Annotated in this window: 17 protein-coding genes; 8 read left to right on the top strand and 9 right to left on the bottom strand. The window is 46.1% G+C overall.

Annotated elements, in window-relative coordinates:
- Positions 1-42: 42 nt before the first annotated feature.
- Positions 43-546, top strand: a complete 504-nt coding sequence (gene pgpA / locus QMY49_RS11390; RefSeq protein ID WP_009697721.1) for a phosphatidylglycerophosphatase A — start codon at positions 43-45, stop codon at positions 544-546.
- Positions 547-635: 89 nt separating this feature from the next.
- Here the strand turns inward: pgpA and dxs are convergent, their stop codons facing one another.
- The 3 genes from dxs to xseB are packed head-to-tail and all read right to left on the bottom strand — an operon-like array spanning position 636 to position 3,669.
- Complete coding sequence (gene dxs / locus QMY49_RS11385) at positions 636-2,501, bottom strand: 1-deoxy-D-xylulose-5-phosphate synthase (protein WP_005447590.1); 1,866 nt, start codon at positions 2,499-2,501, stop codon at positions 636-638.
- A 19-nt stretch (positions 2,502-2,520) separates the two neighbouring features.
- On the bottom strand, positions 2,521-3,405 hold the full coding sequence (gene ispA, locus QMY49_RS11380) for a (2E,6E)-farnesyl diphosphate synthase (protein ID WP_005447589.1): 885 nt from the start codon (positions 3,403-3,405) through the stop codon (positions 2,521-2,523).
- A gap of 21 nt (positions 3,406-3,426) precedes the next feature.
- Positions 3,427-3,669, bottom strand: coding sequence for an exodeoxyribonuclease VII small subunit (xseB, locus tag QMY49_RS11375; RefSeq protein WP_005427560.1), 243 nt, complete (start codon positions 3,667-3,669; stop codon positions 3,427-3,429).
- Between the two features lie 265 nt (positions 3,670-3,934).
- Here xseB and pomA point away from each other — a divergent pair, with 265 nt between their 5' ends.
- The 7 genes from pomA to rlmM all read left to right on the top strand — a co-directional run bounded on the left by pomA (position 3,935) and on the right by rlmM (position 10,826).
- Positions 3,935-4,696: a flagellar motor protein PomA gene (pomA, locus tag QMY49_RS11370; protein ID WP_005427558.1), complete on the top strand. Its 762-nt coding sequence runs from the start codon at positions 3,935-3,937 to the stop codon at positions 4,694-4,696.
- A 15-nt stretch (positions 4,697-4,711) separates the two neighbouring features.
- The gene (locus tag QMY49_RS11365; RefSeq protein WP_005447588.1) at positions 4,712-5,656 is read left to right on the top strand and encodes a flagellar motor protein MotB; all 945 of its coding nucleotides are present in this window, start codon (positions 4,712-4,714) and stop codon (positions 5,654-5,656) included.
- Positions 5,657-5,855: 199 nt separating this feature from the next.
- Entirely contained in the window at positions 5,856-7,304 is a 1,449-nt protein-coding gene (thiI, locus tag QMY49_RS11360) for a tRNA uracil 4-sulfurtransferase ThiI (protein WP_005447587.1), read from the top strand.
- A gap of 521 nt (positions 7,305-7,825) precedes the next feature.
- Positions 7,826-8,746, top strand: a complete 921-nt coding sequence (locus QMY49_RS11355; protein ID WP_005447583.1) for a transcriptional regulator GcvA — start codon at positions 7,826-7,828, stop codon at positions 8,744-8,746.
- Complete coding sequence (locus QMY49_RS11350; RefSeq protein WP_188015368.1) at positions 8,727-9,350, top strand: alpha/beta family hydrolase; 624 nt, start codon at positions 8,727-8,729, stop codon at positions 9,348-9,350. Before QMY49_RS11355 ends, QMY49_RS11350 begins: the two co-directional genes overlap by 20 nt.
- Positions 9,340-9,738 (top strand): DUF423 domain-containing protein, encoded by a 399-nt coding sequence (locus QMY49_RS11345; RefSeq protein ID WP_005447577.1) that lies wholly within the window; start codon positions 9,340-9,342, stop codon positions 9,736-9,738. Before QMY49_RS11350 ends, QMY49_RS11345 begins: the two co-directional genes overlap by 11 nt.
- Entirely contained in the window at positions 9,735-10,826 is a 1,092-nt protein-coding gene (gene rlmM, locus QMY49_RS11340) for a 23S rRNA (cytidine(2498)-2'-O)-methyltransferase RlmM (protein WP_005447575.1), read from the top strand. Before QMY49_RS11345 ends, rlmM begins: the two co-directional genes overlap by 4 nt.
- Positions 10,827-10,913: 87 nt before the next feature.
- Here rlmM and QMY49_RS11335 read toward each other — a convergent pair whose 3' ends face one another.
- The 6 genes from QMY49_RS11335 to queF all read right to left on the bottom strand — a co-directional run bounded on the left by QMY49_RS11335 (position 10,914) and on the right by queF (position 19,235).
- Entirely contained in the window at positions 10,914-11,666 is a 753-nt protein-coding gene (locus QMY49_RS11335) for a DNA/RNA non-specific endonuclease (RefSeq protein ID WP_009697728.1), read from the bottom strand.
- A gap of 193 nt (positions 11,667-11,859) precedes the next feature.
- Entirely contained in the window at positions 11,860-12,642 is a 783-nt protein-coding gene (gene xni / locus QMY49_RS11330) for a flap endonuclease Xni (RefSeq protein WP_005447572.1), read from the bottom strand.
- A 58-nt stretch (positions 12,643-12,700) separates the two neighbouring features.
- The gene (ppnN, locus tag QMY49_RS11325; RefSeq protein ID WP_005447570.1) at positions 12,701-14,077 is read right to left on the bottom strand and encodes a nucleotide 5'-monophosphate nucleosidase PpnN; all 1,377 of its coding nucleotides are present in this window, start codon (positions 14,075-14,077) and stop codon (positions 12,701-12,703) included.
- A 217-nt stretch (positions 14,078-14,294) separates the two neighbouring features.
- A complete protein-coding gene (locus tag QMY49_RS11320; protein WP_005447568.1) occupies positions 14,295-15,860 on the bottom strand; it encodes a GGDEF domain-containing protein in 1,566 nt (521 codons plus the stop codon).
- Positions 15,861-15,958: 98 nt separating this feature from the next.
- A complete protein-coding gene (locus tag QMY49_RS11315) occupies positions 15,959-18,241 on the bottom strand; it encodes a tetratricopeptide repeat protein (protein WP_017188442.1) in 2,283 nt (760 codons plus the stop codon).
- 148 nt (positions 18,242-18,389) lie between these two features.
- On the bottom strand, positions 18,390-19,235 hold the full coding sequence (gene queF / locus QMY49_RS11310; protein ID WP_283311546.1) for an NADPH-dependent 7-cyano-7-deazaguanine reductase QueF: 846 nt from the start codon (positions 19,233-19,235) through the stop codon (positions 18,390-18,392).
- Between the last annotated feature and the right edge of the window lie 38 nt (positions 19,236-19,273).

Below are 19,273 nucleotides of genomic sequence, written 5' to 3'. Positions count from 1 at the left end.
AGCCTAAGATTGAAACCAAACTTGCAGTATAGGTTTAAGGAAATGACCAACCCTCTCTCTCTGATTTCATTAAAGAACCCGTGGCATTTATTAGCGACAGGTTTTGGTAGCGGTTTATCACCTGTAGTGCCAGGCACTATGGGCACACTGGCATCTGTACCATTATTTCTATTGTTAGCCCAATTGCCTTTTCCACTATACGTGGTCGCCGTACTTATCTCTTGTGTGATTGGCATTAAGATCTGCCAAGTGACATCAGACGACATGGGCGTTCATGACCATGGCTCAATCGTGTGGGATGAATTTGCGGGCTTTTGGATCACCATGAGCTTAGTGCCTGCACTGAATATTCCTTTAACAGAATGGAAATGGTTACTTACTGGTTTTATCTTGTTCCGCTTCTTTGACATGGTAAAACCGTGGCCTATCGGTTGGTTAGATAAACGTGTTCATGGCGGCTTAGGTATCATGATTGATGATATCGTGGCGGGCATTATGGCGGGTATCGCACTGTTTTTTGTGGCGAAATACGCAGGTTGGATGTAGTACCTACCACTGACCATCGACAAATAAACAAAAGGGATGCCAGAGCATCCCTTTTTTGTGTTTACGCGATTTTATTGCTTTACGTCTATTTACTTGGCTAGGTAATCGTTGATTGATTTCTCGATGCCTTTTGCGTCTAAACCAAGTTCTTCGTGCAGCTCGTCTTGCGTACCTTGAGGTATGAAGCGATCTGGCAAGCCAAGATTTAGTACTGGCTTGATGATCTTATCTTGCATCATAAACTCAATTACACCAGCACCAGCGCCACCTGCAATCGCATTCTCTTCTAGTGTGACCAGAACATCATGCTCAGCGGCGAGCTGACGGATCAAGGCTTCATCAAGAGGCTTAACAAAGCGCATATCAGCAACTGTTGCGTTGAGGTTTTCAGCCGCCTCCAGTGCGTTACCTAAGAAGGTACCGAAGCTAAGAATTGCCACTTTCTCGCCTTTACGCACGATACGACCTTTACCGATTTCAAGTGCAGTGAAGTCTTTTTCGATTTCAGTGCCCATACCGCTACCGCGTGGGTAACGAACCGCGCTTGGACCCGTGTGTTTGTGGCCTGTGTACAGCATCTGACGACATTCGTTTTCGTCACTTGGTGCCATGATTACCATGTTCGGGATACAACGCATAAAGCTGAGATCGAACGCACCTTGGTGAGTTTGACCATCTGCGCCAACCAGACCTGCACGGTCGATAGCGAACATCACTGGCAAATCCATGATCGCAACGTCGTGGATCAGTTGATCATAACCACGCTGTAGGAAGGTAGAGTAGATTGCTACGATCGGGTGATCGCCCGCAATTGCCATACCTGTTGCAAGTGTCACGGCATGCTGCTCTGCGATCGCTACGTCAAAGTACTGCTCAGGGTACTCTTTTGAGAAGCGAACCATACCAGAGCCTTCACGCATTGCTGGTGTAATCGCCATCAGCTTAGGATCTTGCGCTGCCATGTCACATAGGAAATCACCAAAGATCTTAGAGAAGGTTGGCTTGCCGCCACTGCTCTTCGGCAAACTGTTATGTGATGGGTCGAACTTTGGTACACCGTGGTAGCCGATAGGATCTTTTTCTGCTGGCTCATAACCTTTACCTTTCTTGGTCATGATGTGCAGGAATTGTGGACCTTTCAACTCACGCATGTTTTTCAATGTCTTGACGAGCTCGTTGACATCGTGACCATCGATAGGACCGATGTAGTTGAAGCCAAGCTCTTCGAATAACGTGCCAGGAACGACCATGCCTTTTAGGTGCTCTTCTGTACGACGCACCAACTCTTTGATCGGTGGGACGCCGGACAGCACTTTCTTGCCGCCTTCACGGATAGAAGTGTACAAGCTGCCAGAAAGGACTTTCGCAAGGTGATTGTTCAGCGCGCCTACGTTCTCTGAAATCGACATTTCGTTGTCGTTTAGAATCACTAGCATGTCAGGGTGAACGTCACCAGCGTGGTTCATTGCTTCAAAAGCCATACCAGCCGTAATGGCACCATCACCGATTACGCTGACCACTTTACGACCTTGACCTTCTTTTTCTGCGCTAATAGCCATTCCGAGACCAGCACTGATAGAAGTCGATGAGTGGCCAACAGATAAAGTGTCGTACTCGCTCTCTTCGCGCCAAGGGAATGGGTGAAGCCCGCCTTTTTGACGGATAGTCGGCATTTGGTCACGACGACCTGTCAGAATCTTATGTGGGTAAGCCTGATGACCCACATCCCAGATTAACTGGTCAACAGGTGTGTTATATACATAGTGCAGAGCGACCGTTAGCTCTACTGTGCCTAAGCCAGACGCTAAATGTCCGCTAGACTGACTCACTGAATTTAGCAGATACGTGCGTAGTTCATCGCACAATGTCGGCAATGTTTCTTTCGGAAGAAGACGCAACTCCTCCGGTGTATTTGCTAACGCCAGTGTCGGGTATTTTGAAATATCAAGAGTCATATAAATGCGCGCTTATAGTTTAGTTCTTGCGCTCGATGACATATCGGGCGAACTCTTCGAGTAACTGAGTATTGTATGGGATTGCTTCCAATGCTTGAAGTGCTTCCTGTAACAGAGTGTGAGCTTTCTCCATTGCTCCCTCCAAACCCAGTAGAGATGGATAAGTGCTCTTGTTCAGCTCTTGGTCTGAGCCTTGAGGCTTACCCAGTGTTTCTGTGTCACTAATGATATCAAGAATATCGTCTTGAACCTGAAACGCCAGACCGATCGCTTTTGAGTAGCGTTCTAGGTGTGGCAATACTTCCAGACCTTTTTCGCCTGCGGCTAACGCACCAAGTTTGACTGCACAGTTAATCAGTGCACCAGTTTTATTGCGATGAATTTCTTCTAAATCTGCGAGAGAAACTCGACGATTCTCTGCACCTAAATCTAACGCTTGACCAAGGCACATGCCACTTGCACCAGAAGCTTGCGCTAGTGCTTGTACCATCTTTATACGCTGGCTTTCCGCGTTCGGATTCAGTTTACCTTCAGCAAGAATCGTGAATGCCAATGTTTGTAGAGCATCACCAGTCAAGATTGCTGTGGCTTCATCAAACTTAATGTGGCAAGTCGGTTGACCGCGACGCAGCGCATCGTCGTCCATTGCAGGTAGATCATCGTGAATCAGAGAGTAGGCGTGAATACACTCAATAGCAGACGCTGGCGTGTCGAGATCTTCTGGCTTACAACCCAGCATTTGACCAGTAATGTAAACAAGGAAAGGACGAACACGTTTGCCGCCTAGCAGCAGACCATATTTCATCGCTTGAATCAGCGGCTGTTCTTGGTGAGGCAATTGCTCAAGCCACAGATTGAGTTGTTGGTTGTTTCGTTGTTGATAAGACGTCAATGTCTCTTGCATCACATTGCTCACTACTGATTATTATTCTGACTCAGGGTTGAAGTCACTCAGTGGTGCTTCATCATCTTCGCTAAGAAGAATGCTTACGCGCTGTTCGGCGTCGCTCAGTTTTGTTTGACCAGCACGAGCCAGTGCAATGCCACGTTCAAATTTACGTAGGGCATCATCAAGGGCAAGATCGCCATTCTCTAATTGATCAACTAAGCTATCTAGCTCTTCAATTGTTGCTTCGAAGGTCATATTTTCTGGTTTCTTGACCGCCATCTTTTATCTGCCTTAATAGAGCCTCTAATAGAATGCACGCAAGTTACCTTAGCCTACTAAGTTGGTCAAATTTAACCTTATATAATTGTCACAAAATTAGCGTTAGACAGGTCTGATAAGACGATATTGATCATAGACTTCGGAGCTAAACGATCTTTTTGTGACGTATTGACCAAGATTTTTCTAAAAAAACTGTTCTAGTTGTCGATACAAGTAATAATTCGCCTGACTAGGCAATATTTAAGTATAGCGAGAGGAGTGCTTTGTGGATTTAGCAACCCTAATAGGTTTGATCGGTGGTTTTGCATTCGTCATCATGGCGATGGTGCTAGGCGGCAGCATCGGTATGTTCGTAGACGTTACCTCAATCCTAATCGTAGTTGGTGGCTCTGCATTTGTTGTGTTGATGAAGTTCACCATGGGGCAGTTCTTCGGTGCGACAAAGATCGCAGGTAAAGCGTTCATGTTTAAAGCCGATGAGCCAGAAGATCTGATCGCTAAGATTGTTGAAATGGCAGACGCGGCACGTAAAGGTGGTTTCCTCGCTCTTGAAGAGATGGAAATCAACAACAGCTTTATGCAGAAAGGCATCGATTTACTGGTTGATGGACATGATGCCGACGTTGTACGTGCGGCACTACAGAAAGACATTGCACTTACCGATGAGCGCCATACGCAAGGTACAGGCGTGTTTCGTGCATTTGGTGACGTAGCCCCTGCGATGGGGATGATCGGTACACTGGTTGGTCTGGTGGCCATGCTTTCAAACATGGATGACCCAAAAGCGATCGGTCCTGCGATGGCGGTAGCGCTTTTGACCACACTATACGGTGCGGTGCTTTCTAACATGGTGTTTTTCCCAATTGCAGACAAGCTTTCATTACGTCGCGATCAAGAAACGTTAAACCGTCGTTTGATTATGGATGGTGTTTTGGCGATCCAAGATGGTCAAAACCCTCGTGTTATCGATAGTTACTTGAAGAACTACCTCAACGAGGGTAAACGCGCTCTCGAGATAGACGAGTAATCCGGAGGTCATCTGATGGATGAAGATAACAAATGTGATTGTCCGCCACCCGGTCTCCCGCTGTGGATGGGGACATTCGCTGACTTGATGTCACTGCTGATGTGTTTCTTCGTACTGCTGCTTTCGTTTTCGGAAATGGACGTATTGAAGTTCAAACAAATTGCGGGCTCGATGAAGTTCGCTTTTGGTGTACAAAACCAACTTGAAGTGAAGGACATCCCAAAAGGTACCAGCATCATCGCTCAGGAATTTCGACCGGGTCGCCCTGAGCCGACGCCAATTGATGTCATCATGCAGCAAACCATGGACATCACTCAGCAGACGTTGGAATTCCATGAAGGGGAATCTGACCGAGCAGGTGGTACTAAACGTGACCAAGGTAAGCTGACGGGGGGGCAATCACCAGAAACTTCAACGCAAAACAATCAATCGGCAGAAGCAGATATGCAACAACAGCAGTCTGAACAAACGTCGCAAGAGATGGAAACCTTGATGGAAAGCATCAAGAAAGCGTTGGAGCGAGAGATTGAGCAAGGCGCGATTGAAGTAGAAAACCTCGGTCAGCAAATTGTGATTCGAATGCGAGAGAAAGGCGCGTTCCCTGAGGGATCGGCGTTCTTACAGCCGAAATTCAGACCATTAGTACGCCAGATTGCCGAACTGGTGAAAGACGTACCGGGTATTGTTCGAGTGTCTGGACATACGGACAACCAACCGCTGGATTCTGAGCTGTATCGTTCTAACTGGGACTTGTCTTCGCAACGAGCTGTATCGGTTGCCCAAGAGATGGAGAAAGTAAGAGGCTTCTCGCACCAACGCTTACGAGTGCGAGGCATGGCTGATACTGAGCCATTAGCGCCAAACGATTCTGATGCAAACCGCGCACTTAACCGCCGTGTTGAAATCAGCATCATGCAAGGTGAACCACTTTACAGTGAAGAAGTGCCCGTAATTCAATAAGCGGATATTTGTTCTTATTACTAAAAGCGAGCGTTAGCTCGCTTTTTTTGTCATTCCATTTCGCTTAGGTGTATAATCTTGCGCCTTTGAAGTGAGCTCAGGCTACCTTTTATGACCAAAACGCACTTTTGCTGCGTATGAAGCATCGAGGTGGAGTATCACTCATTGTTGATTGCGAAACTAACCTGCGAACTAGACTATGAAATTTATTGTAAAGCCCCATCCAGAAATTTTTGTAAAAAGTGAATCTGTGCGTAAGCGCTTCACAAAGATTTTAGAGTGCAACATTCGTAACATCGTTAAGAGCCGTACGGAGTCTGTCGCGGTATTCAACCGTCGTGATCACATTGAAGTGACCTCTGAGAGTGACGAGTTCCACGCTGAAGTTTTAGAAATCCTGACACACACGCCAGGTATTCACCATATTCTTGAAGTAAAACAAACTGAATTCAAAGACTTGCACGATATCTACGAGCAAGTGTTGGAGCTAAGCGGTTCACTGATCGAAGGCAAGACTTTCGTAGTGCGTGCTAAGCGTCGTGGTAAACACGAATTTACTTCTATTGAGTTAGAGCGTTACGTAGGTGGCGGTCTTAACCAAGCGGTAGAAAGCGCTCGAGTTAAGCTAAGTAAGCCAGACGTAACGATCAACGTTGAAGTGACTAACGACAAGCTAAACCAAGTGTTGGCACGTCACAAAGGTCTAGGTGGTTTCCCTCTAGGTACACAAGAAGACGTACTAAGCCTGATCTCGGGTGGTTTCGACTCTGGTGTTTCTAGCTACCTACATATCAAACGTGGCTCAAAAGTACATTACTGTTTCTTTAACCTAGGTGGTCCAGCACATGAAATCGGCGTTAAGCAGGTTTCTCACTACCTATGGAACAAATACGGTTCTTCAGCAAAAGTACGTTTCATCTCAGTTGATTTCGAGCCTGTAGTTGCAGAAATCCTAGAGAAAGTTGATGACGGCCAAATGGGCGTGATCCTGAAGCGTATGTTCATGCGTGCAGCAGGTATGATCGCTCAGAAGATGAAGATCGAAGCATTGGTAACAGGTGAAGCGCTGGGTCAGGTATCGAGCCAGACGCTGACTAACCTACGCCATATCGATAACGTAACAGATACTCTGATTCTGCGTCCGCTGATCAACTGGGATAAAGAAGACATCATCAACCTAGCGCGTGAAATCGGCACAGAAGACTTTGCGAAGACGATGCCAGAATACTGTGGTGTTATCTCTAAGAAGCCAACTGTTAAAGCGGTGAAAGGCAAGCTAGAAGCAGAAGAAGAGAAATTCGACTTCAGCATCCTTGAGCAAGTGGTTCAAGAAGCTCGTATGATGGACATCCGTGATATCGCAAAAGAGTCACAGGAAGCAGCACCAGAAGTTGAGCAAGTACAAGCAGTAGAAGAAAACGCAATCGTATTGGATATCCGTAGCCCTGAAGAGGAAGACGATAACCCACTAGAAATCGATGGTGTTGATGTTAAACATATTCCATTCTACAAACTGGGTACTCAGTTTGGTGATCTAGACCAAGCTAAGACATACCTACTGTACTGTGACCGTGGTGTGATGAGCCGTCTGCAAGCACTTTACTTGCAAGAGCAAGGTTTCAACAACGTGAAGGTTTACCGCCCATAATCGCGTTGTAATGCTGACAATCACAAAAGCGCAAATTGAGAAATCAGTTTGCGCTTTTTTCGTTTTAGCACGCGCAAAATTTTCCCTAATGAAGTGATAAGATTGAGCTCAATCGCACGCTTCGGGATTTGTATTGATATAACGATAATTAATCCGAAATCAGGATGAAAAGGTGATGTTGATACCAATTTCTGAAGAAGAGGGACAGTGGGATTTTTTAGATAAAAAAACACCGCCTAATAAGGCGGTGCAAGAAATTTGACAGACAGGTCAAAATAAATACAGGAAGTATCTGTTTTGTCACAGGGAGTGTGGACAAAACATATGGTAGAAATCTACCTAACTCGAAATACGAGTTTGCAAACACAACATCGCAACAACGAAGCCAATTGATTCACAAAAGGAATCAAGCCGTTCAGGCTCGTGTTGCGGGATGAAATATAGAATTTATCTGGCTGTTCGGCAACGGACATTTTATAATGTTTCAGATAAAAAAAACTAATCCTACTTGAGGTCCCATAATGTCTCGCAGATTGCCTCCGTTGAATTCACTTCGCGTTTTTGAAGCGGCTGCTCGCCATCTCAGTTTTACCCGTGCTGCTGAAGAGTTGTTTGTTACTCAAGCAGCAGTGAGTCACCAAATTAAAGCGTTAGAAGAGTTCTTATCTTTGAAACTTTTCCGTCGTCGCAACCGCTCTTTGTTGCTAACGGAAGAGGGGCAAAGTTACTTTCTAGACATCAAAGATATTTTCACTTCGATTGCAGAAGCGACCGATAAGGTATTGGAACGTAGTGAAAAAGGTGCGTTGACCATCAGTTTGCCACCAAGTTTTGCAATCCAATGGCTGGTACCTCGCTTGGCGGATTTTAATGCCCAAGAACCGGACATCGATGTGCGTATTAAAGCGGTTGATATGGACGAAGGTTCACTGACTGATGATGTTGATGTGGCTATCTATTATGGTCGTGGTAACTGGCCTGGTTTGCGTGCCGATAAACTCTACCAAGAGTTTTTGATCCCACTTTGTTCACCTTCGTTACTTTTAGGTAACAAACCATTAGAATCTCTAAGTGACCTTAAATTACACACCTTGTTACATGATACCTCTCGTAAAGATTGGAAGCAGTTCGCTCGCCAGCAGAATATCGAAGGCATCAATGTGAACCATGGTCCTATTTTCAGCCACTCGACCATGGTGCTTCAAGCTGCTGCGCACGGGCAAGGTGTCGCTCTAGGTAACAACGTGCTAGCCAAACCTGAAATGGAAGCGGGACGCTTAATCGCGCCATTTGATGAGGTATTGGTGTCGAAGAATGCCTTCTATGTGGTGTGTCACGAACAGCAAGCGGATATGGGACGTATCGCGACGTTTAGGGACTGGATGCTGGCAACCGCAAGAAAAGAACAAGAGGAAGTATTGGATGAGCCATTGGATAGCTGAGGGACCTGAAAACGGACCGCTGTTTATTTTTGCTCACGGCGCAGGGGCAGGCATGGAACACGATTTCATGACTGCCGTCGCCAAAGGATTAGTTGAGCAGGGTATACGCGTGGTGCGTTTTAACTTCCCCTATATGGTTAAGCGAGCGGAAGATGGCAAGAAGCGTCCGCCAGATCGTGCCCCAAAACTTCTTGAAGCTTATGAAGAAGTGATCGCTCACTTTACTTCTCAACCTATCGTGATTGGCGGTAAGTCGATGGGTGGGCGTATGTCGAGCTTACTCGCCGATAATGCGCTGGTGGCGGGTGTTGCCTGTTTAGGTTTCCCTTTTCATCCTCCCGGTAAACCAGAGAAATACAAAGGCGAGCATTTAGCGAGTATCGAAAAGCCAACTTTAATCCTGCAAGGTGAGCGCGATACATTCGGCAAGCGTGAAGAGTTCGAAGGCTTTGCATTATCAGATCAGGTCACAGTGAGCTTTCTGCCAGACGGTGACCACAGCTTTAAGCCACGCAAGAGCTCTGGCTATACAGAGGCAGGTAACATTGCTTCAACAGTGGAGCAGTTAGCGACATTTATTAAAGAGGTGTCCTGTGAAAAGTAAGTGGTTACTCTCATTTACTGGTCTTTCTGGCTTAACATCAGTGGCGCTAGGTGCATTTGCTGCACATGGATTGAAAGCAAAGTTATCGCCTTATTTACTGGGCGTCTTTGAAACCGGCGTTTTGTATCAGTTCATCCATACTTTGGCTATCGCATTTTGTGCGATTTTGCTGTTGCTCAATTTGGGACAAAAAGCACAAAAGTATTTTTTCATCGCGGCGATTTGCTTTATCATCGGCATCTTTTGTTTTAGCGGCAGTCTTTACGCGCTGGCGCTGACGGGCATTAAGTGGTTTGGACCAATTACTCCTATGGGAGGATTCTTGTTCATGATCGGTTGGTGTCTGTTCTTTTTTGCTGCGTTTAATATCAAAGAGGTCTCCAAGTGAAACAACTAATGCTCTATTGCCGTTCTGGCTTTGAGAAAGAGTGTGCTGGTGAAATTCAGGACAAAGCAACACAATTGGAAGTGTATGGCTTCCCTCGTGTGAAGAAAAACTCAGGTTATGTTGTCTTCGAATGTTACCAAGATGGAGACGCAGATAAGCTAGCAAAAGGCTTAGACTTTAGCGCACTGATTTTTGCACGTCAGATGTTTGCTGTGGCTGCCGAGTTTGAAGCGCTACCAAGCGATGACCGTATCAGCCCAATTCTTGCTGAATTGTCTGAAATCGAAGCATTCCCACGTTGTGGCGATCTGCGTATTGAAACTCCCGATACTAACGAAGCGAAAGAGTTATTGAAGTTTTGCCGCAAGTTCACGGTACCAATGCGTCAGGCGATGCGTGGTAAAGGTCTTATGTGGAACAAAGACAACGCGAAGAAGCCAGTACTGCATATTTGCTTTGTGGCTCCGGGTCATTGTTACGTGGGTTACTCATACCCAGGCAACAACTCGCAGTTCTTCATGGGTATTCCTCGCCTTAAGTTCCCTTCAGATGCACCAAGCCGCTCTACGCTGAAATTAGAAGAAGCATTCCACGTCTTCATTCCGCGTGAGGAATGGGATGAGCGTTTGGCTCCAGGCATGTGGGGTGTCGACCTAGGTGCTTGTCCGGGCGGTTGGACTTACCAATTGGTGAAACGTTCGATGTTTGTTCACTGTGTGGATAACGGCATGATGGCGGATAGCCTAATGGAAACGGGTCAAATTAAACACCACATGGTAGATGGCTTTAAATTTGAACCAGACCGTAAGAACGTTACTTGGATTGTATGTGACATGGTTGAGAAGCCAGCACGCGTTGCGCACCTTATGGGGCAATGGCTGCTAAAAGGTTGGGCGAAAGAAGCGATTTTCAACCTTAAGCTTCCAATGAAAGGTCGTTACGATGAAGTGCTGCAAGATCTTGAAAACCTAAAAATGTTCCTGATTGAGAACAAGGTGAAATTCAAGCTGCAAGCGAAGCACCTATACCATGACCGCGAAGAGATCACGATTCACATTCAATGTCTGTCTAATATCTCACCACACTAAGCTATCGTTTCTATGTGGTTGAACATTTTCAAAAAAGCGCCTAATGCAGGCGCTTTTTTATTGCGGTTTAAGAACCATGACCATTACTTAGTTGCTGGTAGGCCACATCTCTTCCCATTTTACTGATTCCATGTTGTCTTCGATGCTATCTGGCGTTTGAGCAAAAAAGTCTAATCCAGTTTGACGTTCAACTTCGTCAATAGTGGTAATAAAGTTGGCTAACTCTGAGCTTGAAACATCACGATGCGGGACAATGAACGCAATGGCTTCATCAAAGCTTGGATCAAGAATGACTTTGTAAAACGCGCTCGGGATCACCACACCATTACCGATTGTTCCTTCGTTGCCTTGGTAAATCGGTCCAGTCACCACATAAAGTTCGTTGTATTCATTGGCGAGATCACGAACATGTTCTTCTAGAACGCGCCAACCAACTCGGTTAAACCCCGGAAGTTGAGGCGACATGTTGCTCATCAAAAAGCTTTGCTTCATTGACTCTCGGGTGAAGTCCATTGTCGCTGACGGAGCAAGGTGTCCTCTGTCGTAACCTGAGCCTTTGTAGTCCGCTAGGGTAGAGCGCGCGTAATCCGGCATTTCAGTGTCTTCTTTGAAGGAGTTACTGCGTTTGTTGGTGATATTCACGCTTTCAGCGGTAATGTGGTAAGCAACCCAGTCTGCGTTTTTGGTGTCGTAGTTGTACCCAACCGCATAGCCATCTCGGCAGAGGAACTGATCGCTGTTGGTTGAAGGCATACCTTTATCAAGGTGTTGACCGCAAGTTTCAGCAAGAGTAGGGAAGGATAGGAGCGTGACTAAAGATACTAAGATGATGTTTTTCATTATTTTTCTCCGTTATTGGGAGATTTGAAAATAATGAAATTACTCACTAAGACTGTGAATTAGCTTATAAACTAATCAGTATCTTGTAGGTTAATGATGAGGTAAATATCATTGCTGTGAATGTAAAGGGTTACACAACAGATTTTATAAACGTGTTGTCTAACCCAAAACTAGCAGCGTAAAAGAGATGCACTTACTCGGCTTTATTTGGTCCGGTAAAGCGAATGTCTTGCAGGTTAAAGCCGAGCTCGATGTCGCATTTCAACGCTGCTACTCGTTTGCATAGACGTGCAGATTCAATGTGTTCATCCAGCTTCTTACGATATTTCGGTACCAGCTCTTCACTTGCGTATGCCGCTTCAATGTCCTCAAACTGAGTGAGAATTTCCTTAGCGGCTTTTGGACCAACACCGGGTACACCCGGTACTTGGCTTGAGCTAATCCCTGTTAAACCCCAGTAGTCGGCAAGCTGAGTGGGTTTCACGCCAAACTCTTTTTCGATAAACGGCTCATCCAACCAACGATGTTGGAAGTAGTCTCGGATTTGCAAAGTTGGGGACAACAATTGGCAATAACCTTTGTCGGTGGAGACGATGGTGACTTTCTCTCCGTGACTTGCGACTTTAGTGGCGAGGGTTGCAACTAAGTCATCCGCTTCATCACCTTCAGATAGCAGTGAGTCGATGCCTTGCTCCCACCACGCTTGTTGAATTGCGTCTAAACCTTGCATCAGGGGCTCTGGCATAGGTTTGCGGTTTTGTTTGTAGTCTGGAAGGATTTCCGCGCGCCAACCTCGGTCTTGCTCGTGGTGATCGAATACCGCGATGATGTGCGTAGGTTGCGCCTCAGATAGGATGCGAGTCAGCGTTCTGCCTGTCGTTGTGATGGTTCTTGCTATGTCAGTTGGATCGGGTTGTGCTGAGTGCACACGGCGGATCAGGTTTAGGGCATCAATGATAACAAGATGAATAGACATAATGACTTAGCAATAAAAAAGGGGCGGAATGCCCCTAGTGTAACCAAAGCTGAGTTATCTATCGACCACCATTTTCTCGATGGGCAATACGGTAGCATGGTTCATACGCAGTGCCACCCGGCAGTTTCATGCGGTGCTGCTCTACGAAGTCTTTCAACAGTTTGTCGAGTTTTTTCATCAAGACTGGATCGCCATTGATGGTAAACGGACCTTTGCGTTCGATTTCTCGAATCCCTTCCGCTTTAACGTTACCAGCAACAATACCTGAGAAGGCTTGGCGCAGGCTTGCAGCCAGAACTTGAGGCTGTTGGTTCAAATGCAAATCTAGGCTTGCCATCGCATCATGAGTTGGTTCAAACGGAAGTTGGAACTCTGGCTCAATTTTTAGCGACCAGTTAAAGCTGTACGCGTCGCCTTTTTCTTTACGATGCTGACGAACCTCGTCCATTGAGCGCTTCATAATACGGGCAACTTCTGCCGGATCATCAATCACGATTTGGTAGTGCTTCTGACCTTCTTCGCCCAATGTATCGGCAATGAAGGCATCGATTGAGCGGAAGTAGGCTTCACTCTCTTTCGGACCTGTAAGTACGATAGGCATTGGTTGGTCGGCATTTTCTGGGTGCATCATGATACCCAAGATGTACAGCAACTCTTCGGCGGTACCCGGACCACCAGGGAAGATAACGATGCCGTGCGCCATGCGAACAAAGGCTTCGAGACGTTTCTCGATGTCTGGCATGATCACCAACTCGTTCACGATAGGGTTTGGTGGCTCAGCCGCAATGATTGAAGGCTCTGTCAAGCCAAGGTAACGCTGCTCGGTATAACGCTGTTTGGCGTGACCAATCGCTGCGCCTTTCATTGGACCTTCCATCGCACCAGGACCACAGCCCGTACAGATGTTCAGTTCACGTAGACCCAACTCGTTACCCACTTCGCGAGTGTATTGGTACTCTGTCGCGTTGATTGAGTGACCACCCCAACAAACCACAAGGTTCGGCTCAATGCCGGGCGTCAACGTACCAGCATTACGCAAGATGCCAAATACGAGGTTGGTGATGTGCGTGGCATTGGTGAGGTTAAGGCGTTGGTTGTCCGCCAAATGCATGTTTACGTACACGATGTCACGCAAAACAGAGAATAAGTGCTCTTGAATACCCTTGATGATCTCTCCGTCAACGAACGCATGTTCTGGCGGGTTGGCAAGCTCAAGCTTGATGCCGCGTTCACGTCGAACTACGTTCACATCAAACGATAGGTATTTATCTAACAGCTCTTTTGAGTTGTCGGTATGGCTACCAGAGTTGAGGACCGCGAGCGTACAATTGCGATAGAGCTGGTAAAGCTCACTTGATGCGGTTTTCTTAAGACGTTCAACTTCCAGTTGTGATAGCAAATCCATGCTACCTGCGGGGCTTATATGGGTAATCATAAGGCCTCCTTGCTAGTGCTTTCTTTGAGGGAAGAAACCAACTCACCTACTTAGCTTATACGTGTCGTTCTACTCAGTGGTTGGCAGACTTTGTTTATAGCGTTTAAACAGCTTAGCAGACTGGAAGAGGAGAAACGTGATAACTCGTTGAAAATTTGAGGCAATATGACAAAACAGCACGTAAAAAGTGTTCGTTTGATTGTTTTTTGAACGCTTTTTAGTTCCAGTTGACTTGGTTGTTACCACGCTGTTTGGCGTCTTTTAGCATGTTACCAAGACGGTCGAGGACGTATTCTGGGTTGTCTGCTTCTTTAAATGATGTAGAAACCGCAGTTAAGGTGATCATGATGTTTTGCTCACGGAACTTGAATGGTAATTTGCTGATGTCACGTTGAATGTTTTTCATCAATTCAAGCGTGTATTCTTCTGATTGTTCCGGGATCAGCAAGATGAACTCTTCACCACCAAAACGCGCTACGGTTTCCGTATCTGCAATCCGCTTGTTCATCGTGCGGGCAATGATTTTTAGCGCCTTGTCACCAGCTGTGTAACCGTAGCTATCATTAACCGCTTTAAAGTTATCCACGTCAAACAGCACCACGCGCAAGTTTTGCTGTGAGCGAATCCAACGACGATATTCGAGCTCTAAACGATCGTTAAAAGCCGTGCGATTGTAGACCTTTGTAAGAGGATCAAGCAGCATACGCTGAGCTTGGTCTTCCAAGCGGCGACGGTAATCTTGTGTCGTTTCGAACACTGCTTCCAATTGATTTTTGCTGTAGCTTAGGCGTTCTTGAAGTGCTTGCTCACGCTCTTCTGTCATTCTCAAGCGCTCAGTCAGTGATGCCATTTTTGCCAGCAGTGGCGAAACTTCGCCTTTTAACTCGTCTAAGTCTTGAGCTTGCTCAAGAGACTCTTGGCTGCGTTCAACCAAAGTGGTCATCTCAGCGTTCAGCTCTTGACGATGCTCAAAGTAAGTTTGGTGCTGGTCAACATTCTGATGAACGGTTTTGAGATTGCTAGACAGTGACGTGTTTAACTGTTCTAGGAACTGTTCTGATGATTTACGCTCGTACTTGGTCGCTTCCACGACCAGTTTTAATGTGTGTAGCGTTAATTCAATCAGAGATTCAGCATTGACACCTAAAAGTAACTTAGCGCGAATATCCAACAGTTGATCGCCAGACTCACCTTCAAAATCGAGTTCCGTGATGGTGTGTTGTAGATCGCTTGCAAGGCATTCCAGTTGTGACTTATCAGGACCGTGTTCTAGCTCGCCTAGGTTAAGGCGTGAATTAGAGGTGATTATCTTGAGTGCGCGCTCGTAGATGCTCAGTAGCTTAGTGGCTTGATCGACTTTCTTACCAGCATGGACTTCCGAGAAGCTCATCAGGTTACGCAATTCACGTTTTAACTGCGCAGGCAAGCCGGTGATACGTTGAAGCGTTTCACCACTGTGTTTGATTTGTTCGTCGAGATAACCGTTTTGTTTTTCCATCGTCTTAGATTGCTGTTTGAGCATTCTTTCTAGCACTGCTAAGCGAGGGATCAGCGTACTTACATCTTTATGATGTTCAAGCTCTTGCTGAATTTCGCGCAGGTAGTTGGATACTTGAGAGTTTGAACCCTGACAAGCAGAAGACAATGATGCCACAACTCGCTTAAGAACTTGCTGCTCACGTTGAAATTTGAGCGAAGTATCACGATGAGTCAGCCTGAGTTGGTCAAGTTGACAACTCAGCTGATGAAGCTGCGACTGAATATCGGATTCCAAGATTCCCATGAAGTGACTACGGTTAAGTCCATGTACTACTGACGATTATTTGATAATAACAAAAAACTTTATAGCGTCATCACTGATCACGCTCAACCGTTGTTTAATTATCCGTTTTTTAATATTTTTTTGATGTCGTCCTCATTCTTGTACGAAGAATGAATCTTTATTAGCCCTTGATTGATGGCATGTTGGCAAGCTGTCCTTATGTCACCGGTTGCAAAGCTCGCGGCAGGTGCATTATCAATGGCCTTTAAGAATACCCAATGACTGTGCTTATCTTTCAAACTAACTTCACGTGCAATGTGTGTCGCAAGCAACAGTAGATCGAGCAGTTCTTCATCGTTAATCGCGGTGTAAGCACGCGGCAAGAATGGGTAATCACTGATGCCCATGCGAATGATACGATTAACGTTGTGCTGTGCTGCGAACTCGTCCACCCAGCCTTGGAATTTATCAAAGGTGGCTTCTGCGGAGGCATCGCGATCGGCATTTGGCTCAATGTACAACAAGTTTGCATCTGAGAAATGGTACAAACGTGTTGGCTTCTGAATGCGTTCTGCTAGGAACTCACCAAATGCACGTTCTAACTCTAAGCCAGCTTTGTAACCATGTTGAACGTACATGCTGCGCAAGAATGGCAAATCGATCATCACAAAGCGTAAGCGGTCATTCAACGGCTCGTGGATAAGTTCACCCATTTGCCATTGTTCGAATGTGTCGCTCGACTTCTTCAATGAACGCGATAGCTTGACGTTGAGCATACGTAAGTTACGCAGGCGTGAGCGAGAGTGAGTGAACAGATCATTACGTAGCTTTTCAATCTCAGCTGTTTGACGTTGGTTGATAACACCACGACGCATGATGAATAAGAACATCACCAAAACGGTAATAAACAGTGCGAACGAGATCTTTTGGAATTTACGATGCTCCATTTCAACTTGAGCTAGCTTGTCTGCCTGACCTACATAGTGGATGCTTTGCTCAGCAAACTCTTTTTGTTGGCGGAAGGCATCTTCACTGATTTGGTTAAGCTGCTTTTGCTCTAGGCGCACTAGGCTGATGTATTTTTTATACGCTTGAAGGGATAACTGGTATTCGCCAGCTTGCTCATACCCCAAACCCAGTAAGCGATAGCTTTGCTGTTTAATGAAGCCCGTATCTTCTGGTGCTTTCTCTATCAGGTCTAGCGCTCTCTTGGCATTGACGATCACATCTTTACTGTCATTTTGATGGTATGCCAGACCTGATTTAAGCAGTGCAGCTTTGGCTTCTAGCTGAGGCAAGTCAGCGTATTCCAATAAGTCTTTGGAACGGTCTAGGTACTGCTCTGCTAACGCATAGTTGTAAAGCTGAAGGTAAGTGGCAGCTAGGCTCAAACGTATTTTAATGATGCGGTTGATATTCTTACTGGTGCTGTCGTGATCAAGTACATTGAAGTAATGCACCAGCGCGAGGTTGAACTTACCTTGGTAGAAGTAGATATCGCCCATCTGTTCTAGCACGTCAGCCAAAATTGGGGAGCTTGGGTAACTGTCGTAAAAGTCCGCCGCCTGAGAGAGGTATTCAATTGCTTTGTCGTAAACGCGGCGCTCTTGGAATAGTCGAGCTAATAGACGGTTAACCTTTGCTAGTCTGGCTCCACTGTCGCTCTCGATAGATTGCCAGTAGCCGTAAAGCAGTTCTGAAAGCGCAAGGTTGTATTTCTTGTTGTTGAGGTAAAATTCGCCTACCGCTGTGTGGTAGTCAATCAGAGTCAGATCTGAGCGATTGTCTTCCAACATGGTTTTAGCTTTAGCATACAAACGCTCAGCGTTTACGGAGTCACCGCTGTTTGCTGCGAGCAAGGCTCGTTGCATCACTAAGCGGTAACGAACGCTGTCGGTACGCTGTAAAACCGGATTTGCTTCTTCAATCTGCTTTTCGATCTGGTCGAGTTTTTGTTCTGCTGCGGCGTAGTTTTTGTCGTACATCCAAATCATTTGGTTGCGCATTAGTTGCACATCCAGATTCATGTACGGCAATTGGTATTCTTTGGCTAGACGTTCTGCTTCATCAAGGTTGTTGATGGCAGAGCGAATGTTGCCCATTGCATAATCGGCTTGTGCAATGATTTTGTGCGCCTCAATCGTGCTGCTCGGGGTGCGGATACTGCGGTCGGTCTCTTCACGAGACATCGCGGAAGGGCTGCCATTCTCTTGGCGTTCAATCAGCTCGCGTTGCAAAAGGTAGTTTTTGGCCGCTTGTTTTGCTTGTGAAGGTTCGATCTCAGCCAATTGCTGAGCTTCATTGAGCAAAGCGGAAGATAAAATGGTCGCGTGAAGTGGCTGTGCTAACAATAAGCAAAGAAAGCCAATCAGCCTTAATAGACGCGAACTGTCCCAAAACATCCTTTTCGTTCCCTCGAACTGTGTCGTTTTTGAATAAACAATATTAGAGAAAAACGCCCAGCAATCCAACAGATAGCTGGGCGTTTTTGAGTATTTAAGCAATGAGTGTTGAGTATTTAGCTCATTCGCTTTTGATTAAGTACTCAGATTATTGACGAGCCATGCGATTATTGTGCGCTGGCTTGTCTTGTTCCGTTGAGCGGTAAGGGTTGATATCCAAACCACCACGACGCGTGTAACGTGCGAATATGGTTAGTTTCGTTGGTTGGCAGTACTTCATCAAGTCAGTGAAGATACGTTCAACACATTGCTCGTGGAACTCATTGTGTTCACGGAATGAAACTAAGTAGCGAAGCAGCTTCTCACGATCAAGCTTAGCGCCTTGGTAGCGAATTTCTACGCTGCCCCAATCTGGCTGGTTGGTGATCAAACAGTTTGATTTTAGTAAATGGCTGTGAAGTACTTCTTCCACTTGCTCGTTACCTGCAGCGCCGTCTAGAAGCGCGGCATCGAAGTCGTAGCTAGTGATTTCGATGTCTTGATCGTCAATGCATTCACCTTCCATCGTGACAATAGGTTGGTTGGTGTAGTGACTAACTGGGTTCACTTCCACAAGTACTTGCTCGCCAGCGCATGCTGATAAATCTTGCGCTAAACGCTCAGTGACTTCTTCCCAAGTAGCAAAACGCGTTTGGTTGTAGCTGTTTAGGTACAACTTGAACGACTTTGACTCAATTAAGTTTGCGCTGGTTGCTGGGATGTAGACTTCGCCAACGGCAACTTGAGGCAAGCCTTTACTGTTTAGCCAAGATAGCTCGTACAGCGTCCAAATATCGTGACCCATAAACGGTAGGCTGTCGCCAAGTTCAAGGTCATCACGGTTTAGGCTGCGAGGTACAGGTTGCAGCAAGCTTGCGTCGTATTGATTTGTGTACTCGGTCTTTTTACCCAGAGTTAGGCCAGCAAGCTCTTTAGCGTCAGAATATTTGCTCATACTTTGTGGTCATTTTCGATTAGAATGGCGAGAATTTT

It is taken from the genome of Vibrio harveyi (assembly GCF_030060435.1).
Classification (GTDB): domain Bacteria; phylum Pseudomonadota; class Gammaproteobacteria; order Enterobacterales; family Vibrionaceae; genus Vibrio; species Vibrio harveyi.
Note: the sequence above shows the minus strand (reverse complement) of the source record. Positions and strands in the feature narration are given on the sequence as shown.